Genomic DNA, 18,443 nt, shown 5'->3' with positions numbered 1-18,443 from the left:
ATATTTTAAGATTAATAACAGGATTCTTATTAATTATGCTTTCAGACAAATTTACCGCCGCCTTGGTTTACGCCACCGAACTCCACGCCAAGCAAATTCGTAAGGGTTCGGGAGTTCCCTATATTGCCCATCTATTGGGAGTTGCCAGTATTACCTTAGAATATGGTGCTAACAAGGAAAAATTCAACAAATTGGTGATCCCCAAACCGATCAATATTCTATTCAATTTCAAGTCCCCATTCACCATCGGATTCATCCAGGCGATCGCCTAACGGTCAAACTAGATTTTAACCAGATCTTAATTTTTGATTCCGCAACGGGTCAGACTCTCTATCCCTAAACTATTTGTGAGGTGCGTAAGGCGAAACTGCACGCATCACCAAACCTTTAATTTTGTATCTAAATGAACTGAAATTCTTGACAAACTATGATTTTTAGATTAGCTTATAAACATACTTCCTAGACTCAAAAAATAAGCAATTTAAACCGATAAATCAGTAAAGAAAGTTTAACTAATATTGACTTTTATTAAATTAGTAAAAATTTTTAAACTCTGAATAAAAAATATTTTATTTTCCTGATTTTGAATCATACTGAATAACAAATCTCTAGTCTATCCAAGCCGTAGGTTGTCCGGTGGGGAAAGCGGAATCGTTAACCATTGGGTTGTTTAATCCTCATCCTCATCCTCATCCTCATCCTCTATCCTACAGATCAGGAAAATTCCCCATCACCCTAAAACTAATATGATGCTTTTAAACCAACCTACTCTTAAGCAGAATGAGTCTGGAATTAATAATCAGTACGATATTTTTCCGATTAGTTGCTCAACCCTAGATGTCAGAGCATTAATCACTCAAATTTTAAATCACTATCCGATTGATACCGTCGAAAAATGTAAATTTTGGCATCGAGGATTAAGTGATGTTTATTCGGTAAAAACTCAAACTACGCGCTATTTTTTGAGAATTTCCCATCAACATTGGCGCTGTCAAGATGAAATTAATTTTGAGGTAGAATTGCTGGATTTTTTGCATGAATATCAACTTCCCGTTGCTTATCCGATCAGGACAAAAAATGGACAATTATTTTTTGAAATTAATGCTCCTGAAGGAAAACGATATGCGGTGTTATTTGTCAATGCTCCGGGTCAAATTGCGATCGGAGATTTGAATGTTAGCCAAAGTTTAAAATTAGGTGAAACCGTTGCTAAAATTCATCAAGTTTCTTTAAATTTTAGACCATCTGTTCAACGTCAACCTTTAACCTTAGATTATTTATTAGAGAGTTCATTAGTGGCGATCACACCCTATTTAAAAAATCGACCCAAGGATTTAAACTACTTAGTAGAAGTTGTATTTCAACTGAAAACTCAATTACAAAAATTACCTAAAATTCCTCCCTTATGGGGGATTTGTTGGGGTGATCCCCATAGTGGAAATACTCATTTCACCACCGATGAACAAATTACCCTATTTGACTTTGATCAATGTGGATATGGGTGGCGCTCTTTTGATATTGCTAAGTTTTTACAAGTATCGTTACAGTCAGGACTCAGTAAAAAAGTTCGTGAGGCTTTTATACTCGGTTATGAAGAAATTAACCCCTTAATAGAACTAGAAAAAAGCCTGATTCAAGAGTTAACTGAAACGGCCCATATCTGGGCTTGGGCGATTAGTATTATTAACGCTGAACATTTTAATTATAGCCGTTTAGATACTTGCTATTTTACTCGACATTTAGAACAGTTAAAACGCTTACATTCTCCAGACTGGCAATAAAGAATGGGTAATGGGTAATGGGGAACAGAAAATTAGTTTACTATTAGTCGGGGAGAAATCCACAACTTATTTCAATAATGCGATCGCTGTTTAATTTAAAGGTAAGATATCTTCCTCCAGAAAATGAATATCCTAGAAATTGGTTTTCTCCATCAATATAAGGTTCTTTTTCTCCATAAACCTCTAATATTCGCTGGAGAGAATCCCCAACACGAACCTGATCAGGAGTTGCTAAATTGGGATCGGTAGTGGTTAAAACCGCAATTGTTTCGTCTCCCACTCCCACAATTAAATTAGGATAGACCAGTTGGCGATAGGTTTTATAGTTCCCAGGAGGATATTTGCGAATTTGAAGCGGTGTTCCTAAAATATCTAATTTTGACGCTACATCTCCTAAACGGAATTGTCCTAAACCAAGTTCTTTTTCTGGTAAAGGAATAGCCATACTCGCAGAAGTTTTAAAGGGAATATGGAGATAATTATAACTCGGAATTAAACCTATTATTCCACTTGCTAATATGAGAAAACTCAGGATAAATTTTAGATGGTTTTGCATGGAATTTAATCATTAAATAGGATTTTAGCTGCTTCTTTGATTCTAACAATCGGTTCAACAGAACGGGAAAGATTTGGTAAAATAATTAAGGTTTGATCGGGAAATTGATCAGTTACTAATTCCTGTCCTATTTCAAACCGATTCTGCACAATATAGCGTTGATTAATACCCTTTTCTATTAAAGATTCCGTTAACCTTTTTGCTTCTGCTACAATCGCAACTTGTCCTTGAATCACACCAATAAATTCAGTATAATTAGGATCTTGCAGTTTTTTCTGAGCTTTAACAACCCGTTGACGTAAATTCCTTAAACGTCCCATAAATTCAGTTCTTCCTAACACATTCTGATATTTAATCCACAGTTTAAAAATCCACGCTAACCATTCACTCATCGCCGTTGGCATTTCTAAAAATCGTAATAAATGACCCGTAGGAGCCGTATCTAAAATAATTAAATCCAGTTCATGACTTTCTAATAAATCCATCACTTCTACTAAGGATAACATTTCATCAATTCCAGGTAAGGATTGGGACACAATTCGCCGCCAAGCCTCTGGGCCATAAGCTAATTTTAGCATAGCATTAGGATCATCTTTTTCGCCACTCATCATTTCTGCCAGTTCCCAAAGATAGTCTTCTCTAAACTGATTTAAAACCTGATCAGCGTCTATTTCTTGACCGAATAAATTAGGAGTAATTGCCATAGCTTCATGGCTTAATTTTAACCCAAAAGCATCTCCTAAAGAATGGGCTGGATCAATAGAAACCATCTGAATTTTTTTCTCAGAATAACGCCTAGCTATTTCCCAACCTATAGCAGCGGCAACAGTTGTTTTACCCACACCACCTTTGCCACCAACAATAATTAATCGTCTATTTTCTTCGATAAAATCACTCAATTTGGCTTGGGAGGTAGAAAATTCTAAGGGTTGAGAAGGAATAAAAGTTTGCTCCTCTAAATCTGCCGATATTATTAAAGGTTGAAGTTGGGAAAATAGGGTTTCTAAGGCTGAAGTTCCCAAGGGTTCTGTTGAAAGTTCGGGAATAGTAAAAATAGGATTATTTCCTGAAATATCCTGAAATTGTTTGAGAAGTTTCTGCTGTTCCTGATGCCGATCTAAATTTTGACTTTGGGAAACAATATGATTAATTAATAAACCCCCAACGGGAATATTTAAACCTTGGAGAGCCTCTAAAAAACGTTGGGTTTCTAACCAACTCATGGGTTCAGGAATAGCTACCACAAAACAAGCGGTTTTTTCTTGATCTTGAAGTCGAGATCTTCCAGAAGCTAGTTCTTCCTGCATTTCTTCTAAAAAAACATCCGCTTGATCTGATTGATAACGTCCGGTAAAAGATTGACTAATGGTGCGGTGTTTTTCTTGAAATAGGGTTAAAGATGCTAATAAACTATCCAAAAAATCCATTAATTCTAAGAGGTTTAACGCATGACCACTGGGAGCCATATCGACCACTACTCGATCCACAACTTGGTCATGAAATAACCGTTGAATTTCTAATAATCCCATTAATTCATCAATTCCCGGCCAGTCTAAATCCCAAACCGGGGTTAAATCTTCCCCTTCCACAAAACTACCCCGTTCTACTAATAATTCTAAAACCGCACCATAGCGAGTTTTAAACGCTGTTAATAAGGTTTCTGATTCTATAGCTCTAACTTTTAAATTAGGGAAATTTTTAATAAATTCAGCTTCATCAGTCACGGGAATTTGTAAGACATCCCCCAAGGAATGGGCGGGATCAGTAGAAATCAGTAAAATTTGTTCATTGGGAAACTGTTTCGCCCAATTGAGGGCAAACCCACAGGAAAGGGTGGTCTTTCCCACACCCCCTTTTCCACTCAATAAAGCTAGACTAAGAGTATTAGAATTAAACATCAAATTTATGATAAATTAACCAGAATTTGCTATGTTGATATTGTAGCACTCTACCAAAAGTCCCAAACCCATCGACCTAAAAAGATTTAAGCCTTGAAACCCTTGGAATAGAATGGAGTAGTTGATTTTAAATCTTCAGCCCTTGTGTCAGTTGCCAAAGTGTTATACCCCTTGCAGAAAGTCCCGCCCCCGATCTCCCATAACAACAGGTTGAAGGGTTGACTAGACAGACCAGACACTTGAGACTCCCCCAACCATCTTAGCAGAAAGTCCCGCCCCCGATCTCCCATAACAACAGGTTGAAGGGTTGACTAGACAGACCAGACACTTGAGACTCCCCCAACCATCTTAATCTCAAACCCTTTGGAATCAACTGAGAATTAAACTGTCATACCAATCTAGCATAAAGCCGTCGTGGATTTTAGATAATTAAAGAGTCACCAGCAAATTTCAACCCCAGGGAACAGACTGAATCAATCGATCAGTCTAAATATGAAGTTAATATTCATTACCCTGCCTTTCCCTAGATTAAGCCATCAATCACTAACTTAGAAATCAATTAGGAGCTAAATACTATGTTGACCAATCCTAGAAAAAAATACACTTTGATCCTGGTATTATCCTTAGCGGGTGTACTCAATGCTGGCCCCGGTTTTGCCAGCCCAGAAGGGATAAGTTCTAGTCCTTTGAAAGTTGAACCCTTGAGTCATGGGTCAATACAGTATAGCCCCAATCATAAATCCATCTTGACTCACCCAGAACAAAGACGCACTTCTGAATGTTACGACAATGGTTTATGTTATAGAACCGAACGGGTCACACTAGAATAGGTAGGGCTTTGGGTTATGATGGGGAGTTAAGGTTAAACAGCCGATATCAAGATCAAGCGTCGGATGATCACCCCGTCAAGGAGATTCATAAAAATGGCACTTTACCCCGTAAACGATACGATCAGTCATAATCATCAGCAAGTTCATACCTTAGCCAGAGCAATAACGAAAATGCAAGGCAGTTTTTCGTTATTGCTGTTGCGATGTAATTATGAAAGTTTGCGGGAAAAAATGGTCGCCGAACTCAAACAAGAATGTTCCCTGACTTTTACAGAATTTAAGTTAGCTCCTGGGAGTCAAACCCTATATGGTTCAATTAAAGCCGAACTACTAGAGCCTAATTATCCCTCGGTTTTAATGGTTTATGGTTTAGAATCCGTTGTGGCGATTGATGAAGTTTTGCATTCTGCTAATTTAGTTAGGGAAGCCTTTCGTAATTTTCCCTTTCCTTTAGTTTTATGGATTAATGATAAATTATGGAAAAAACTCAATCGTAATGCTCCTGATTTTACCAGTTGGGCAACAACCTATGAATTTTTACTCAGTTCTGATGAATTAATTGAATTTTTAGAGGAAAAAGTTTCATCCGTTTTTACAACGGTTTTAGAAGCAGGTTCAGAACGATTTTTACCCACAACTAATATTTTAGGCCCAGAATCAGGAACCGAACTGCAAGCGGCTTATCAAGAACTGAAAAGTCGAGAAATTCCCATCGATCCCGTTTTGGAAGCTAAGTTAAAATGGGTTTATGGTCGCTATTTTTATGTTAATCAACAGGTGACTCTGGCGTTACAGCAATATCAACAAGCTTTAAGATTTTGGCAACAACAATCACCAACAGACTCAGAAATCCTCGGTGTTAATGGAATTTCAACGGGTTTTAAAGATGCTTCTAATCCTCTATTATGGGAAGGATTAATATTATTTAATATTGGTTTATGTTGGTGTTATTTAGCCGAACAACATCGTCAGCGCAATGGTGAACGGGAATGGAGACAAGCCTGTGTTTTTCTTCAGCAGTCTATAGAAAAGTTTGAAACTGCTCAACGTCAAGATTTAGTTGCCAAGTTTCTAAATAAAATTGGAGAAGTTTTTATTCATTTAAGTGATTGGAAAAGTCTCCAAGAACTAGCTTTAAAAGGTCGGAAATTACATCAGAAATTGGGGAATAGTTTCCTGATTCCACTAGCCCAGGATTATGGATTTTTAGCAAATGTTGCTTTACAGGATCAGGATTGGCAAAATGCTAAAGAATTAGCTAATGTTGCCCTAGAAACTCTGATTTTAGTAGCAAAGGAAAATCCTGATAATCCCTGGATTGATCAATTAGAAAGTTTTTTCCTCTATGTGTTAGCCCAGGCCTTAGAAAAGCAGGGATTAAAAAAGGAAGCAATTCAAAAATTAGAACAGGCAGCAGAGACAATTAAAAAGACTCTTTTAACCGTTAATTTAATTTGGTTATATCTGCAAATTTTGAAGATGCTAAACCGCCTTTATTTTGGATTGAAAGATTATCAAGAAGCCTTTAAAATCAAAGAAGAATATCGCAATCAATCAAGTGCCTATGGATATAATGCCTTTGTGGGAGCCGGACGATTACAACCTCGTAAACAAGCTCTGACTTCTACCTTAAATCCGAGTGAAATTACCGCCAATTTTACCGATGAAATTACCGCTTCAGGACGGGAAGAAGCGATTAAACATCTGTTACAAAGAATGGCTAGTAGTCATCATAAATTAACGGTGATTTATGGTCAATCTGGGGTAGGAAAAAGCTCAATTTTAGGAGCCGGATTAGTTCCAGCTTTGCAGCAAAAAATTATTGATGCGCGGATTAGCTTTCCTATTGTTATTAAAACATATAATTGTTTTATCATTGAGTTAGAACAAAAACTTATCGCGGATTTAGATGGATTGCACGGATTTCACGGATTATCTGTGCAATCTGCGGAGTCTGTTCAAATCGGGGTTACAAATTTAGATGGTGATTCGTATCCAGAACTCACCGAAGAACCAGAAAATCAAGATTATACTGAGAATTTAATTAGAGTAATTGAACAACTTAAAGAAAATGCTAGACAAAATTTATTGACGGTTTTAATTTTTGATCAATTTGAAGAATTATTTTTTGTTCAGTCTATTAGATTACAAAGGCTATTTTTTGAGTTTTTACAAGATGCCTTAAATTTACCATTTGTAAAAATCGTTATTTCCTTGCGAGAAGATTATTTGCACTATTTACTAGAAGGAACTCGCCAGGTTGATTTAGAAGCTATTAATAATGATATTTTAAATAAAGATATTATATTTTATTTAGGAAATTTTAGTCAAAAAGAAGCCAATAACGTTATTAAGAGTTTAACTGATCGTGCCCATTTTTATTTAGAAGATACCTTAATTCAAGCCTTAGTTCAAGATTTAGCAGGAGAGGCGGGAGAAGTTCGCCCCATTGAATTGCAAGTGGTGGGGACTCAACTACAAGCCGAAAATATTACTACTTTAGAAAGCTATCAAAAACAAGGCCCAAAACAAAAGTTAGTCGAACGGTTTTTAGAAGAAGTAATACGAGATTGTGGCCCAGAAAACGACGCCACGGCTCGTGTGGTTTTATATGCGTTAACCGATGAAAATGATACCCGCCCTTTAAAAACCCGCATGGAATTAGCCGAGGAGTTGAAACAAAAACTACATCGAGAGCAGGTTTTAGGCCCGTTAGATATTATCCTTTATATTTTAGAAAAGTCTGGATTAGTCTATCGAGATATTGGGGCTACGGTCGAATTTTATCAATTAGTACATGATTATTTAGCGGGATTTATTCGCCGACAAAATAGAAACGAACAAGAAGAAGTTATCACAAAATTGCAACAGGAAAAAGCCCAACTGATTCAAGAAAAAGAAATAGGCCAAAAACTCTCAGAAGAACAGGAAAAACGACACCAAGCCGAAGCCAAAAATCGTCGTTTAGAAAGATTAATGGGATTGATTGTAGGGGCGGTTGTAATTAGTTTTGCGGCTACCTTTTATATGAATGGTCAGAATGAAGTTAAAGCTAGAGTTCAAGCCTTAACTTCTGCTAAAAATGCCCTTTTATTAGCGGATCAACAAGATCAATTAGGAGTATTAAAAACCACCGTGCAGATTGGTCAAAATACCTTAAAAACCAAAGCTCCAGAGGAGACAAAAACAGAAATTTCCCAGGGATTAATGCAGATGATTTCTGGGATTCAAGAAAAAAATCGATTAGAAGGGCATACGGGAAGCATTTTAGGCGTTAGTTTTAGTCCCGATGGTCAGCAGATTGCCACGGCTAGTCTTGATCAGACCCTAAAAATTTGGAGCATTCAGGGTAAGTTATTAACTGAACCTTCCCAATTTCCCCATGAAAGTCCGATTACCAGGGTTCGTTATAGTCCCGATGGCAACATCATTGCCACCGCTACAGCAAGTATCAATAACACAGGTCAAAATCAAGTCTTATTATGGACAACAACGGGAACTCCCCTTCCCCAGCGTCCCATGAGACATCTAGCCGTGATTAATAGTATTAGTTTTAGTCCCGATGGCAAGAAAATAGTTACTTCTAGTAATGATAAAACAATTAAGTTATGGGCTTTAGACGGAACATTAATTCAGGAATTTAAAGGTCATGCGGATCGAATTTTTGATGCAGAATTAAGTCCCAATGGTCAAATAATTGCCAGTTGTAGTAAAGATGGAGAAATTAAAATTTGGTCGCTTGATGGTCAATTAATTCGCACAATTAAAGCCCATAATCAACCCGTTTATGATCTCGATTTTAGTCCTGATGGTAAACAAATTGTTTCCGCCAGTGGCGATCGCACCCTCAAACGTTGGGATACGGAAACAGGTAAGGAAATTAACACCCCGATTAAGGGTCATAACGATGATATTTTAACGGTCAATTTTAGTCCCGATGGTCAATTTTTACTCAGTGGTAGTCGCGATCGCACCGTCAAACTCTGGAATTTAAACGGGGTATTACTCAAAACCTTTACCGGACATCGAGATAGTATTTGGGGTGTTGAATTTAGTCCCGATGGTCAAACCCTGGTATCCGTCAGTGCCGATACAACCGCCCGCATCTGGGATCGGAGTCGAGATCCCTTAAATACGACCTTACAGGGTCATACAGAAGGGGTGTTGAGTGTGAGTTTTAGCCCCGATGGTCAAACTTTAGCCAGTGGAAGTAAAGATAAAACCGTGAAATTATGGGGTCGTCACGAACCTTTGCAATATACTTCACAGCCTGCTTCGATTTTGCCACATCCCCGTAAAGTCAACTGGGTGAGTTTCAGTCCGAATAGTCAAGAAATTGCCACCGCCAGTGAGGATAAAATAGTGCGACTCTGGACAAAAAAAGGTCAGTTGTTGCAAGCAATTTCCGGTCATGCTCAAGCAATTAAGGCTGTGACATTTAGCCCCGACGGTCAAACTTTAGCCAGTGCAAGTGAAGACAAAACCGTTAAACTTTGGAACAAACAAGGAAAATTGATCGCTACTTTGCTTCATCAAGATGCTGTTTGGGATGTCCGTTTTAGTCCCGATGGTAATACTTTGGCCACATCTGCGAGTTTTTTGGAAAGTCCTATCAAGCTTCCCAGTAACGCTATTACCCTCTGGACAAAAAAAGGTAAACAATGGCAACCAACCTTAGAATTACCCGCGAAAAATTCTGTCGCGACTTTGGCTTTTTTGGGCAATTCTCAACAAATCGCCGTCGCTGAAGGTGATATGGTCAGGCTTTGGAATCTTCAAGGAAAAAAACCACTCGCCTCCTGTCCTCTGGGACATAATGCTCAGGTACAAAGTTTAAGTTATGATTCCCACCGAGCAATTTTAGCAACGGCCAGTGATGATAAAAAAGTCAGGCTATGGCGAATTAATGACGGTCTTTGGGACACATCGGCCTGTGATCAGGTTCAACCTTTAATTGTTTTACAACAGAATGATTTTGTGAATAGTATTAGTTTTAGTCCGGGAAATACTGGAATTCTAGCCATAGGCAAGGATAATGGAACCACGATTCTCTGGAGTTTAGAGAATTTAGACTTAAAAACTCAGATGCGAAAAAGTTGTAACTGGCTTTATGACTATTTCACCACCAACCCAACCCAATTACAGGGACACGATCAGGATTTATGCGATTCAGTAATCAGTAATCAGTAATCAGTTATTTCCAAATGTTAATAACATTAAACGGGCTGGATCAAGGCACACATACCAAGGAAAGGGCTGATCTTTAATGGCGTTCCACTTTTCCTTAAAAACCTCCGCCTGTACATGGTAATCCTGGGAACTAGCGGGGGTAGCATTGAATTTGAGAAACAAGGTAGTATGGTGTGGAGTTTCGCTGGTAGCAGCTAACCAGCAGGGATAAGTATTATCGCCCACCGTATCGGGAAAATCAGAATTTGTGGTGATCTTGATTTGGTGCGCGCGGATGCCAATATTGGTTAGAGAATTAGGAATTGCTTCGAGGACTTGTAAGGTCACGTCCCAATCCGTAGCAGTCACAGAATTAGCCCCCTGTATTACCGCCCGGGAGAAGTTTTTGCAGCCTGTAAGTTGAGCCACCCGAACGGTTTGGGGATGTTCAAAGATTTGATGCTTTGTCCCAGAAGCGATCGCCAGACCCCCAGACATGACCATTAGGTTCTCACACAATCGGTAAGCCTCCTCTAAGTTGTGGGTGACAAACAAGGTAATGCCCCGATATGAGGTAAGAGTGGCGAGGAGTTGTTGCTCCATTTGGCTACGGAGATGGGTATCAAGGGCGGAGAATGGCTCATCAAGCAGAAGTAATTCCGGCTCTATTGCTAAAGCCCTAGCTAGAGCTACCCGTTGTTGTTGTCCCCCCGAAATTTGGTGAGGGAAGCGATCGCCCAGTCCCTCTAGTTCCATAATGGTAAGCTGTTGAGTCACTTGTTGTTGGCGGAGGAGTTTAGGCAGGTGATCTAATCCAAAGGCAATATTTTGGGCTATGGTCAGGTGGGGAAACAGGGCATAGTTTTGAAACACCAAGCTCACCCGCCGTTGATAGCAGGGCAGGTTAATCTGCTGATCAGCATCAAACAGAGTCCGTCCATTCAAGACAATCCGCCCCCTAGTCGGCGTTTCCACTCCCGCCAGACAGAGCAGGGTCATACTTTTTCCCGAACCCGAACCCCCAAGAATCCCCAAAGTTTCCTGCCCGGCAGTGAAAGCCACCTTCAGTTTGAAGTTAGCTAATTGTTTTTCAATATCAACCAGTAAACAGTGATTATCAGTTATCAGTGTAGAGACGCGCCATGGCACTTCTCTACCAGTTATCAGTTGCTTATTATTTGTAGCCTGACTGTTTGTTAACTTTCCCCCCTTTGCTGCGGTGAAATTGACTGTCATCAGGCCGGAGAGGGAGAGGGACATAATGGCGATCGTCCATAGCCATGCTTCCCGGAAATCCCCAACTTCAACGGCAAAGTAGATGGCCATAGGCATGGTTTGAGTTTGACCGGGAATATTGCCAGCCAGCATCAGGGTAGCTCCAAATTCCCCCAAAGCCCTAGCAAAAGACAGGGTTATCCCCGCTACCAGTCCAGGAGTCGCTAAGGGTAAGAGAATTTGCAGCAAAACCCGGACTTCGGAAGCCCCCAAGGTGCGGGCGACTTGTAGCAAACTACTATCGATTTGCTCAAAGGCTCCCAAGGTGGTTTTGTACATGAGGGGAAATGAAACTACCGTGGCGGTGATGACAGCGGCATACCAAGTGAAGACAATCGAGAAGTTTCCCCAAGACAGGAATTGACCGAGAAAGCCGTTTTTACCAAAGAGTAGTAACAGCAGAAATCCCACAACTGTAGGTGGCAAAATCAAGGGGGCAATCAGAAGCCCTTCCATCAGGGATTTCCACCGTCCTCGATAGCCCAACATCCCGTAGGCTGCGGCTGTTCCCAGAAAGAAAGTAGCGATCGTCGCTAATCCCGCCGTTTTCAAGGAAATCCACAGGGGCGATAAATCGGTAGTCATAAGAAAAGGATGGGAGTGTGGAAACGAGCGTGTCTTCAGACCACCAGAGGAAACACGACTCAGGGGAATTTATTCCCATGAGGAGCTTAAAAAGATGTGATAGAATCAAAAAACACAAGTAAGAATAAACATCTGCGTGTTGAAGTATCCTAGTATCGGAGAAATCCCGGCTCCCGCGAAACAACGGTTAGATTTAATTCTAATGGCAGTATGACAAGAAAGAGCAAGTAAAGGCAGGATAGGGAGCGTACCGCGATTTGGCTTAGTGATGGATTCTGAAAGTGTCTTGATTTGATAGTAAAAGTATCGGGAAGATTAGGCATATCGCTTGATCAACTCAGTAGACGATATTTGGCAATCGTAGCGAGAATTAGATTAAACTAATTCTGTCCGCAGAATCGAGCGTGTCTTCAGACGGTGAGAGTGTCAAAAGCGTTTAGATCTGCATCAATCTTTAGTTGGCAATGCCAAAACCGTATTTTTTGAACACATCTTGGGCGGGGTTACTGGTCAAAAATTGGATGTAAGTTTTGGCAGATTTCTGATTCTGGCTGGCTTTAATTACAGCGATCGGATAGATGATCGGAGAATGTAAATCCTTGGCGGCAGTGGCGACTTGTTTCACCTGCTTAGAGATTTTGGCATCGGTGAGGTAGACAATTCCCGCATCGGCATTGCCACTTTCTACGGCGCTTAAAACATTACGAACTGAGTTGCCATAGACAAATTTGGGGCGCAATTCTTCCATAATTCCTAACTTAGTAAAAACTTCTTCGGCATATTTCCCCGCCGGCACACTTCGGGGTTCCCCCATGGCAATTTTTCCTACATTAGAGTCGGTTAATTGTTCAAAACTGATGAGATTTAAGCTAGAGTTATTCGGCACAATTAAAACTAAACTGTTAGTTAAAAGTTGCCTCCGAGTATCGGTGAGAATCAAATCTTTTTTCTGAAGATTATCCATCTGTTGAGCGGCGGCGGAAATGAAAACATCCACCGGTGCGCCCTGCTCAATTTGTTGTTGTAAAAGCCCAGAGGTGGCGAAGTTATATTTTAATTCCACCTCAGAATTGGCGGACTTAAATAGGGGATTAATTTCTTCTATGGCATTTTGTAAACTCGCAGCAGCAGCAGTTAATAAGGTAGTAGCTTGGGATGTGACGGCTGGGGTGATAGTTTTGGTCGCTTGCGGAGGAGTGGCAGAAGGAGAACAGGCTCCTACAGACAATAAGACGGCAAAAACTAAGCCGATTAAAAAATATAAAATACGTTTAGGCATGGCTATTAATTTTATCTGTTTAATTATTAATAAAAAAAATAGGTGAAGGTTGACTCTTAACTGACACCCCGCACCTATCTTTTAACTTTAAACTTCTATATAGCAGATGAAGCAGTAGAACCAATAATCTCCTGAAATTGAATCATATCCTTATGGGGATCAACATGACTTACCTTCACTTCAAACTGTTCTCCAACTTCTACAGAACGACTAAATCGCATCGGTAACTCTAAAGCTAACTCCTCTAAAAAGACTAACCCTAAATCTTCCCGCAGCCATCGCAACATTGTGGCTTGCCAAATTTCATCGCTATTCCGGCGCAAAAACTCCAAACTCCAATAACGATTCGTTTCCCGTTCTACTTTGGACGCTTCCTTCACCGCCGGCCCCAAACTCATCACAATAGCCTGCATATCTTCTATAGAAAAAGGTGAGGCTTCACCTCGCAGATGGGCTTTAATTTGAAAATGAGCTAATAAATCACTATAACGACGAATCGGCGATGTCACCTGGGTATAAGTCTCTAAAGCCAAACTCGCATGGCGCGAAGGAGTCAAACCCACCTCACTACGAGGCATATAACGCCGCATAGTACAAGCTCTCACCGCCCCTGGTGGTAACTGCATCAATTCCTCCTCCGGTGGTAATTCCGGTTGGGGTTGACTCCGATAAGGCAACGGTAAATTATGGGTTTGACCATAACGAGCCGCCACTTCTCCAGTTAAAATCATCATTTCCGCCACCATTTGGCGAGACGGAGAATCCTCTACAACCGTAATACTTATTTCTTCCCCGTTCACCTTAATCACCGACTCGGGCATATAAATACTAATTGCCCCGTTCGCATTTCGCCATTCCTTACGGCGTTTAGCCCACAGCGACAAAGCATCAATTTCCGGTTCCCCTTGGATGCCAATTTGCAACATCTCATCCACATCATCATAAGTGAGGCGATAGGTCGGTTTAATATTACTGACATGAATACTATAGTCCTGTACCCCACCCGTTTCATCCAAAATCACACCAAAACTCAAAGCACAACAGACTTGGCCTTGAATTAGACTCATTGGCCCAGTTGCCAATTCCGAGGGGAACATCGGAACCATTCCGGTCGGGAGATAAACTGTTGTTGTCCGGCGGCGGGCTTCTAAGTCTAGTTCATCTCCAGGAGAAAGCAAACGAGTTGGATCAGCAATATGAATCCAAATCCGTCTTCGTCCATCCTCCAAAATCTCTAAACTCAAACCATCATCAATCTCACGGGTACTCTCATCATCAATCGTATAAACCTTAAGATGAGTTAGATCTAGGCGATCAGAATCCGGATCGGGCGGGGGAGAATCTAAGCAACGTCGAGCCACTTCAAGCACTTGAGTTGAGAATTGGGTGGGAATTTGACTCCGACGTAGGGATAGGTTTTCATGCAGACCCCATATCCCTAAGTCTACTAACAACTGCAACGCAGCTTGGGGTGTTTGAGAACGTTCCAAGGTTGCCAAAGTTTCTAAAGCAGGTGCGACATGGGAGGCATCTTCTCCATGCAGCGCCAAACGCTCTAACGCATCCAAACGGGTGCGATCACTATTTCGCCATTCTACCACGACCCCCGCTAGTCTATTTTGGACTCGCAACCAATATTCTTGAACGTCCCGTTGCTTCTGTTGTTCAACGTCCTGTTGATGTTTGATTTCAGCCACCTGTCCAGGAGAGCGAGGTTCGTAGCGTTCACCCTTCTGTTTGAAGTAGAGTTTATCATTCGATAACAAGACATAACTGGCATAACACTGAGGCGGACTCTGCTCAGAAAACAAAAGCAGAGCCATTTCTTTCGGGTCTACGGTTTCTCCTTGCTCCACTAAAATTTCCCAAGCCACCTCCAAACTTGACGGATCAAGATAAGGCTGCAATTCTTTAGTAAAAGCCCGGATATCCGCAGGTTTGTATGTAGCCCCCGTTACCTCATAAGCAATTTGCCGCGGGTGAATTGTATGAGCTAGGAGGTTTTCATCAATAACGACCCAGTGTTTTTTTCCTTCAGGTCGATCCATCACGGCAAGACGACGCTCCCCGTGTAATCTAAGCTCAATCAGAGTACCCTTTTCCACAGATAAAATTAGCCTTCCTTATTGACAAAAGGCAACATTGCTAGGATTCTAGCCCTTTTGATAGCTTGGGTCAGATCTCGCTGCTGTTTGCAGGTAAGTCCAGTAATCCGACGAGGCAGGATTTTGCCCCGTTCTGTAACAAATTTCCGCAACAGTTCGATATCTTTATAATCGATGGGAGTTCCGGGTTTGATCGGAGAAACTTGGCGACGGAAGTAGGTCATGCTGAAATCGATCCTCTATGAATTTTTAAAGTAGATTTAAGTAGATTTAAGAATTACCATCAGTGTTCAGGGAATGGACACTTCTAAGGCAATTACTTAATTTCTTTGTGAACCGTATGTTTGTTGCAGTGGCGACAAAACTTTTTAAGTTCTAAACGTCCTGTCGTATTCCGGCGGTTTTTGGTTGTGGTATACCGAGAAACCCCCTGAGAGCGCTTATCGGTATTTGTACGGCACTCCGTACATTCGACAGTAATAACGAGGCGAACACCTTTAGCCATAATTGTAAACAGTTGTGATTATTTAAGCACAAATATTTATTGTCTCATCTCTCGTTTCACTTTGTCAATCAAATAGCGAATTTTAAGATCCAGAGAATAACCCCGTCTGCTCCCAATCACAATAGTTTGTCCAATTCGGTCATGAACCGTCTGGGGATGACGACTTGTATCAAATAGCATGGCTCCACAGTCTAACAAAATAGGTAGCATCAACAACAGAATCCCGGCATTCCCCTCGGTTAAACTTCCCAAACTCAGGAGCAACAGAAAAGTACCTATTCCCATAAATGCCTCTCGTTTTACCAGTTCTAAAAGCCGAGGAGTTCGGTTCCGTTGGGAATCAACCACTCGAATATCAAACGCCCATCGTCCTAAACTCTGTCCTTGGTTTTTAGAGACCACCACAACACGGCAGGTTAACCAACCGATCATAAATAGCAAAAATAGAGTCACTCCTTTAGCCCCCACCGCAGCACAAAATAACCCAATCAAACAGAAATCTACCCCTAATGCGGCACAACGACGCCAGGTTGGAACTTTAGGATCAGGCAAAGGGAATAAATTATAACTCATAGGGTAGGGAGTGTGAACTGCCGACACTGACTTAGAGTACCAAGTACAGTGTCGGCTTCTGTACTCACAGGCGAATGCCTCAAGACGGACTTGCATCCCCCTTTTGGTCTTACCTCGCCTCCTACAGCGCCAAACGGCTGAACCATCCGTCTTTAACATTCTGATACCCTCTGTTCTAATATTCATAGCTGCGTTTCCATCCCGATCATGATCACTACCACAATTAGGACAAGTCCATTCACGAACATCCAATGGCATCTCATTCACTTTATAGAAACAATTAGAACAGAGTTTGGAACTAGGAAACCATCTATCTATCTCAACTAACTTACCGCCTTTTCGTTCTAGTTTGTAAGCTAATAAATTAGAGAAAGTTCCCCATCCACAATCAGATATTGCCTTCGCCAATTTATGATTACGAACCATGCCTTTGACATGAAGATTTTCTACTATGACAGCTTGGCTATCGCTGACCAACTTATGACTAAGTTTATGTAGAAAATCTTGCCGAGAATTACTAACTCGTTCGTACAGTTTAGCTACAATTTTACGATATTTATTTCTGGATTTACTCCCCTTTTGTTTACGCGCCAACTTCTTCTGCTTACGCTTGAGGTTTTTTTCGTGCTTGGCAAAGTGTTTAGGATTATCGTATTTAGAAACATTTTCGCCATCAGTGACAACTGCAAAGTGTTTGATTCCTAAGTCAATACCGTAAATCTTACCTTCTGAAATCGTAGGGTTTTCCCCTTCAATTTCGGTCAATATAGATGCCAAATATTTGCCTGATGGTGTTTTACTAACAGTTACCGTCTTGATTTTCCCTGCAATTGGTCTATGTATTTTGGCTTTGACTATCCCAATATTGCCAGGAAGTTTGACATTACCATCAACAATTTTGACATTTTGAGGGTATTGAATTGACTGTTTGCCATGTTTAGATTTAAACTTAGGAAATCCTGCACGTTGCTCAAAAAAGTTTTTATAAGCAGTGGTTAAATTAAGTGTTGTAGCTTGTAAAACTTGACTGTAACAATTAGCTAACCAAATAGTATCTTCGGCTTTTTTGAGCTTAGGCAGTAGGGCGTTAAGTGCTACCTGTCCCATTCCTTTTCCCGTATCTTGATAAACCTGAATGGATTTATTTAAAGCATAATTCCACCACCACCGCGAACATCCAAATGTTTGGGCGAGATGTGCTTCTTGCAATGCAGTTGGATACAGACGGATTTGTACAGCTTTGTGTAGCACTCGATTTGCACCTCCTAGTCTGAATATCTTACTACATAATAAAAAAGATTTGGTCAACTCCGTACCTACGTTGACCCGCCTTTCATCCCACCGCTCACCTGGGTACAGGTAGAGCGGTGGGATGAAAGGCGGTGTAAGTTAAAAATATCAAAACCTCTCTCTGATAAACCAGAAAGAGGCTTGATTTAGTGAATAACTGAATTTCCAAGAAAACTGAAGACTGCATAGAGAATCAGAAAAGGGTTTGAGTGGTCAAGATAGAAAGGGCTGACGGTGGAAACCTTGGCACACAGAGGCGAAGAAGGACGTGGCGACCGACGATAAACTCCGGGGAGCTGGAAGCGAGCAACGAGCCGGAGGTGTCCGAATGGGGCAACCCAAAAACAGCCCACTGAATAAAATAGGTGGGTATGAGCGAACCGGGCGAACTGAAACATCTTAGTAGCCCGAGGAAAAGAAAGCAAAAGCGATTTCCCGAGTAGTGGTGAGCGAAAGGGAAACAGCCTAAACCAGTCGGTTTACCGATTGGGGTAGTGGGACAGCGACACTGGACTCGACAGAGTTAGACAAAGCAGATGAAACCTGCACCAGAGAGGGTGAAAGTCCCGTAGTCGAAAACTCAAAAAGCCTAGCTGA

The 18,443-nt window shown here is 40.9% G+C and carries 10 protein-coding genes, 1 rRNA gene and 3 pseudogenes (1 of these 14 running past the window's edge); 5 read left to right on the top strand and 9 right to left on the bottom strand.

Annotated elements, in window-relative coordinates; translation table 11 throughout:
- Positions 1–35 precede the first annotated feature (35 nt).
- Positions 36–182: pseudogene (locus tag AC559H_RS11260) on the top strand (phosphohydrolase); the annotation flags it as partial.
- Between the two features lie 564 nt (positions 183–746).
- Positions 747–1,781, top strand: a complete 1,035-nt coding sequence (locus AC559H_RS11255; RefSeq protein WP_026788740.1) for a phosphotransferase — start codon at positions 747–749, stop codon at positions 1,779–1,781.
- Between the two features lie 43 nt (positions 1,782–1,824).
- Here AC559H_RS11255 and AC559H_RS11250 read toward each other — a convergent pair whose 3' ends face one another.
- The gene (locus AC559H_RS11250; RefSeq protein ID WP_026788741.1) at positions 1,825–2,337 is read right to left on the bottom strand and encodes a hypothetical protein; all 513 of its coding nucleotides are present in this window, start codon (positions 2,335–2,337) and stop codon (positions 1,825–1,827) included.
- Positions 2,338–2,342: 5 nt separating this feature from the next.
- The gene (locus AC559H_RS11245; protein ID WP_193372517.1) at positions 2,343–4,235 is read right to left on the bottom strand and encodes an ArsA family ATPase; all 1,893 of its coding nucleotides are present in this window, start codon (positions 4,233–4,235) and stop codon (positions 2,343–2,345) included.
- Between the two features lie 575 nt (positions 4,236–4,810).
- Between AC559H_RS11245 and AC559H_RS11240 the strand changes: the two genes are divergently transcribed.
- Both AC559H_RS11240 and AC559H_RS11235 read left to right on the top strand, forming a co-directional pair.
- Complete coding sequence (locus tag AC559H_RS11240) at positions 4,811–5,065, top strand: hypothetical protein (protein WP_036833770.1); 255 nt, start codon at positions 4,811–4,813, stop codon at positions 5,063–5,065.
- 93 nt (positions 5,066–5,158) lie between these two features.
- The gene (locus tag AC559H_RS11235) at positions 5,159–10,255 is read left to right on the top strand and encodes an nSTAND1 domain-containing NTPase (RefSeq protein ID WP_026798500.1); all 5,097 of its coding nucleotides are present in this window, start codon (positions 5,159–5,161) and stop codon (positions 10,253–10,255) included.
- Here AC559H_RS11235 and modB read toward each other — a convergent pair whose 3' ends face one another.
- The 7 genes and pseudogenes from modB to AC559H_RS11200 all read right to left on the bottom strand — a co-directional run bounded on the left by modB (position 10,256) and on the right by AC559H_RS11200 (position 17,807).
- Complete coding sequence (modB, locus tag AC559H_RS11230; protein WP_026798499.1) at positions 10,256–12,094, bottom strand: molybdate ABC transporter permease subunit; 1,839 nt, start codon at positions 12,092–12,094, stop codon at positions 10,256–10,258.
- Between the two features lie 454 nt (positions 12,095–12,548).
- A complete protein-coding gene (gene modA / locus AC559H_RS11225; protein WP_026795803.1) occupies positions 12,549–13,373 on the bottom strand; it encodes a molybdate ABC transporter substrate-binding protein in 825 nt (274 codons plus the stop codon).
- Positions 13,374–13,468: 95 nt separating this feature from the next.
- Positions 13,469–15,478: a ribonuclease catalytic domain-containing protein gene (locus AC559H_RS11220; protein ID WP_026788746.1), complete on the bottom strand. Its 2,010-nt coding sequence runs from the start codon at positions 15,476–15,478 to the stop codon at positions 13,469–13,471.
- 8 nt (positions 15,479–15,486) lie between these two features.
- Positions 15,487–15,702, bottom strand: coding sequence for a 30S ribosomal protein S18 (gene rpsR, locus AC559H_RS11215; RefSeq protein ID WP_026788747.1), 216 nt, complete (start codon positions 15,700–15,702; stop codon positions 15,487–15,489).
- A 92-nt stretch (positions 15,703–15,794) separates the two neighbouring features.
- Complete coding sequence (rpmG, locus tag AC559H_RS11210) at positions 15,795–15,983, bottom strand: 50S ribosomal protein L33 (RefSeq protein WP_071782501.1); 189 nt, start codon at positions 15,981–15,983, stop codon at positions 15,795–15,797.
- A 36-nt stretch (positions 15,984–16,019) separates the two neighbouring features.
- Positions 16,020–16,502, bottom strand: a pseudogene (locus tag AC559H_RS11205) (RDD family protein); the annotation flags it as partial.
- Between the two features lie 50 nt (positions 16,503–16,552).
- A pseudogene (locus AC559H_RS11200) lies at positions 16,553–17,807 on the bottom strand (RNA-guided endonuclease InsQ/TnpB family protein).
- Between the two features lie 250 nt (positions 17,808–18,057).
- Here AC559H_RS11200 and AC559H_RS11195 point away from each other — a divergent pair.
- Positions 18,058–18,443, top strand: a 23S ribosomal RNA gene (locus AC559H_RS11195); it runs 2,500 nt beyond the window's last position.

The organism is Planktothrix prolifica NIVA-CYA 540 (assembly GCF_963864145.1).
GTDB classification, from domain to species: Bacteria; Cyanobacteriota; Cyanobacteriia; order Cyanobacteriales; family Microcoleaceae; genus Planktothrix; species Planktothrix agardhii.
This window is presented reverse-complemented; position numbering and strand designations above follow the sequence as displayed.

Excerpts from the sequence above, each read along its gene's own strand:
- AC559H_RS11255 (WP_026788740.1), top strand. The coding sequence starts at position 747 with ATGATGCTTTTAAACCAACCTACTCTTAAGCAGAATGAGTCTGGAATT.
- AC559H_RS11250 (WP_026788741.1), bottom strand. The coding sequence starts at position 2,337 with ATGCAAAACCATCTAAAATTTATCCTGAGTTTTCTCATATTAGCAAGT.
- AC559H_RS11245 (WP_193372517.1), bottom strand. The coding sequence starts at position 4,235 with ATGTTTAATTCTAATACTCTTAGTCTAGCTTTATTGAGTGGAAAAGGG.
- AC559H_RS11240 (WP_036833770.1), top strand. The coding sequence starts at position 4,811 with ATGTTGACCAATCCTAGAAAAAAATACACTTTGATCCTGGTATTATCC.
- AC559H_RS11235 (WP_026798500.1), top strand. The coding sequence starts at position 5,159 with ATGGCACTTTACCCCGTAAACGATACGATCAGTCATAATCATCAGCAA.
- modB (WP_026798499.1), bottom strand. The coding sequence starts at position 12,094 with ATGACTACCGATTTATCGCCCCTGTGGATTTCCTTGAAAACGGCGGGA.
- modA (WP_026795803.1), bottom strand. The coding sequence starts at position 13,373 with ATGCCTAAACGTATTTTATATTTTTTAATCGGCTTAGTTTTTGCCGTC.
- rpsR (WP_026788747.1), bottom strand. The coding sequence starts at position 15,702 with ATGACCTACTTCCGTCGCCAAGTTTCTCCGATCAAACCCGGAACTCCC.
- rpmG (WP_071782501.1), bottom strand. The coding sequence starts at position 15,983 with ATGGCTAAAGGTGTTCGCCTCGTTATTACTGTCGAATGTACGGAGTGC.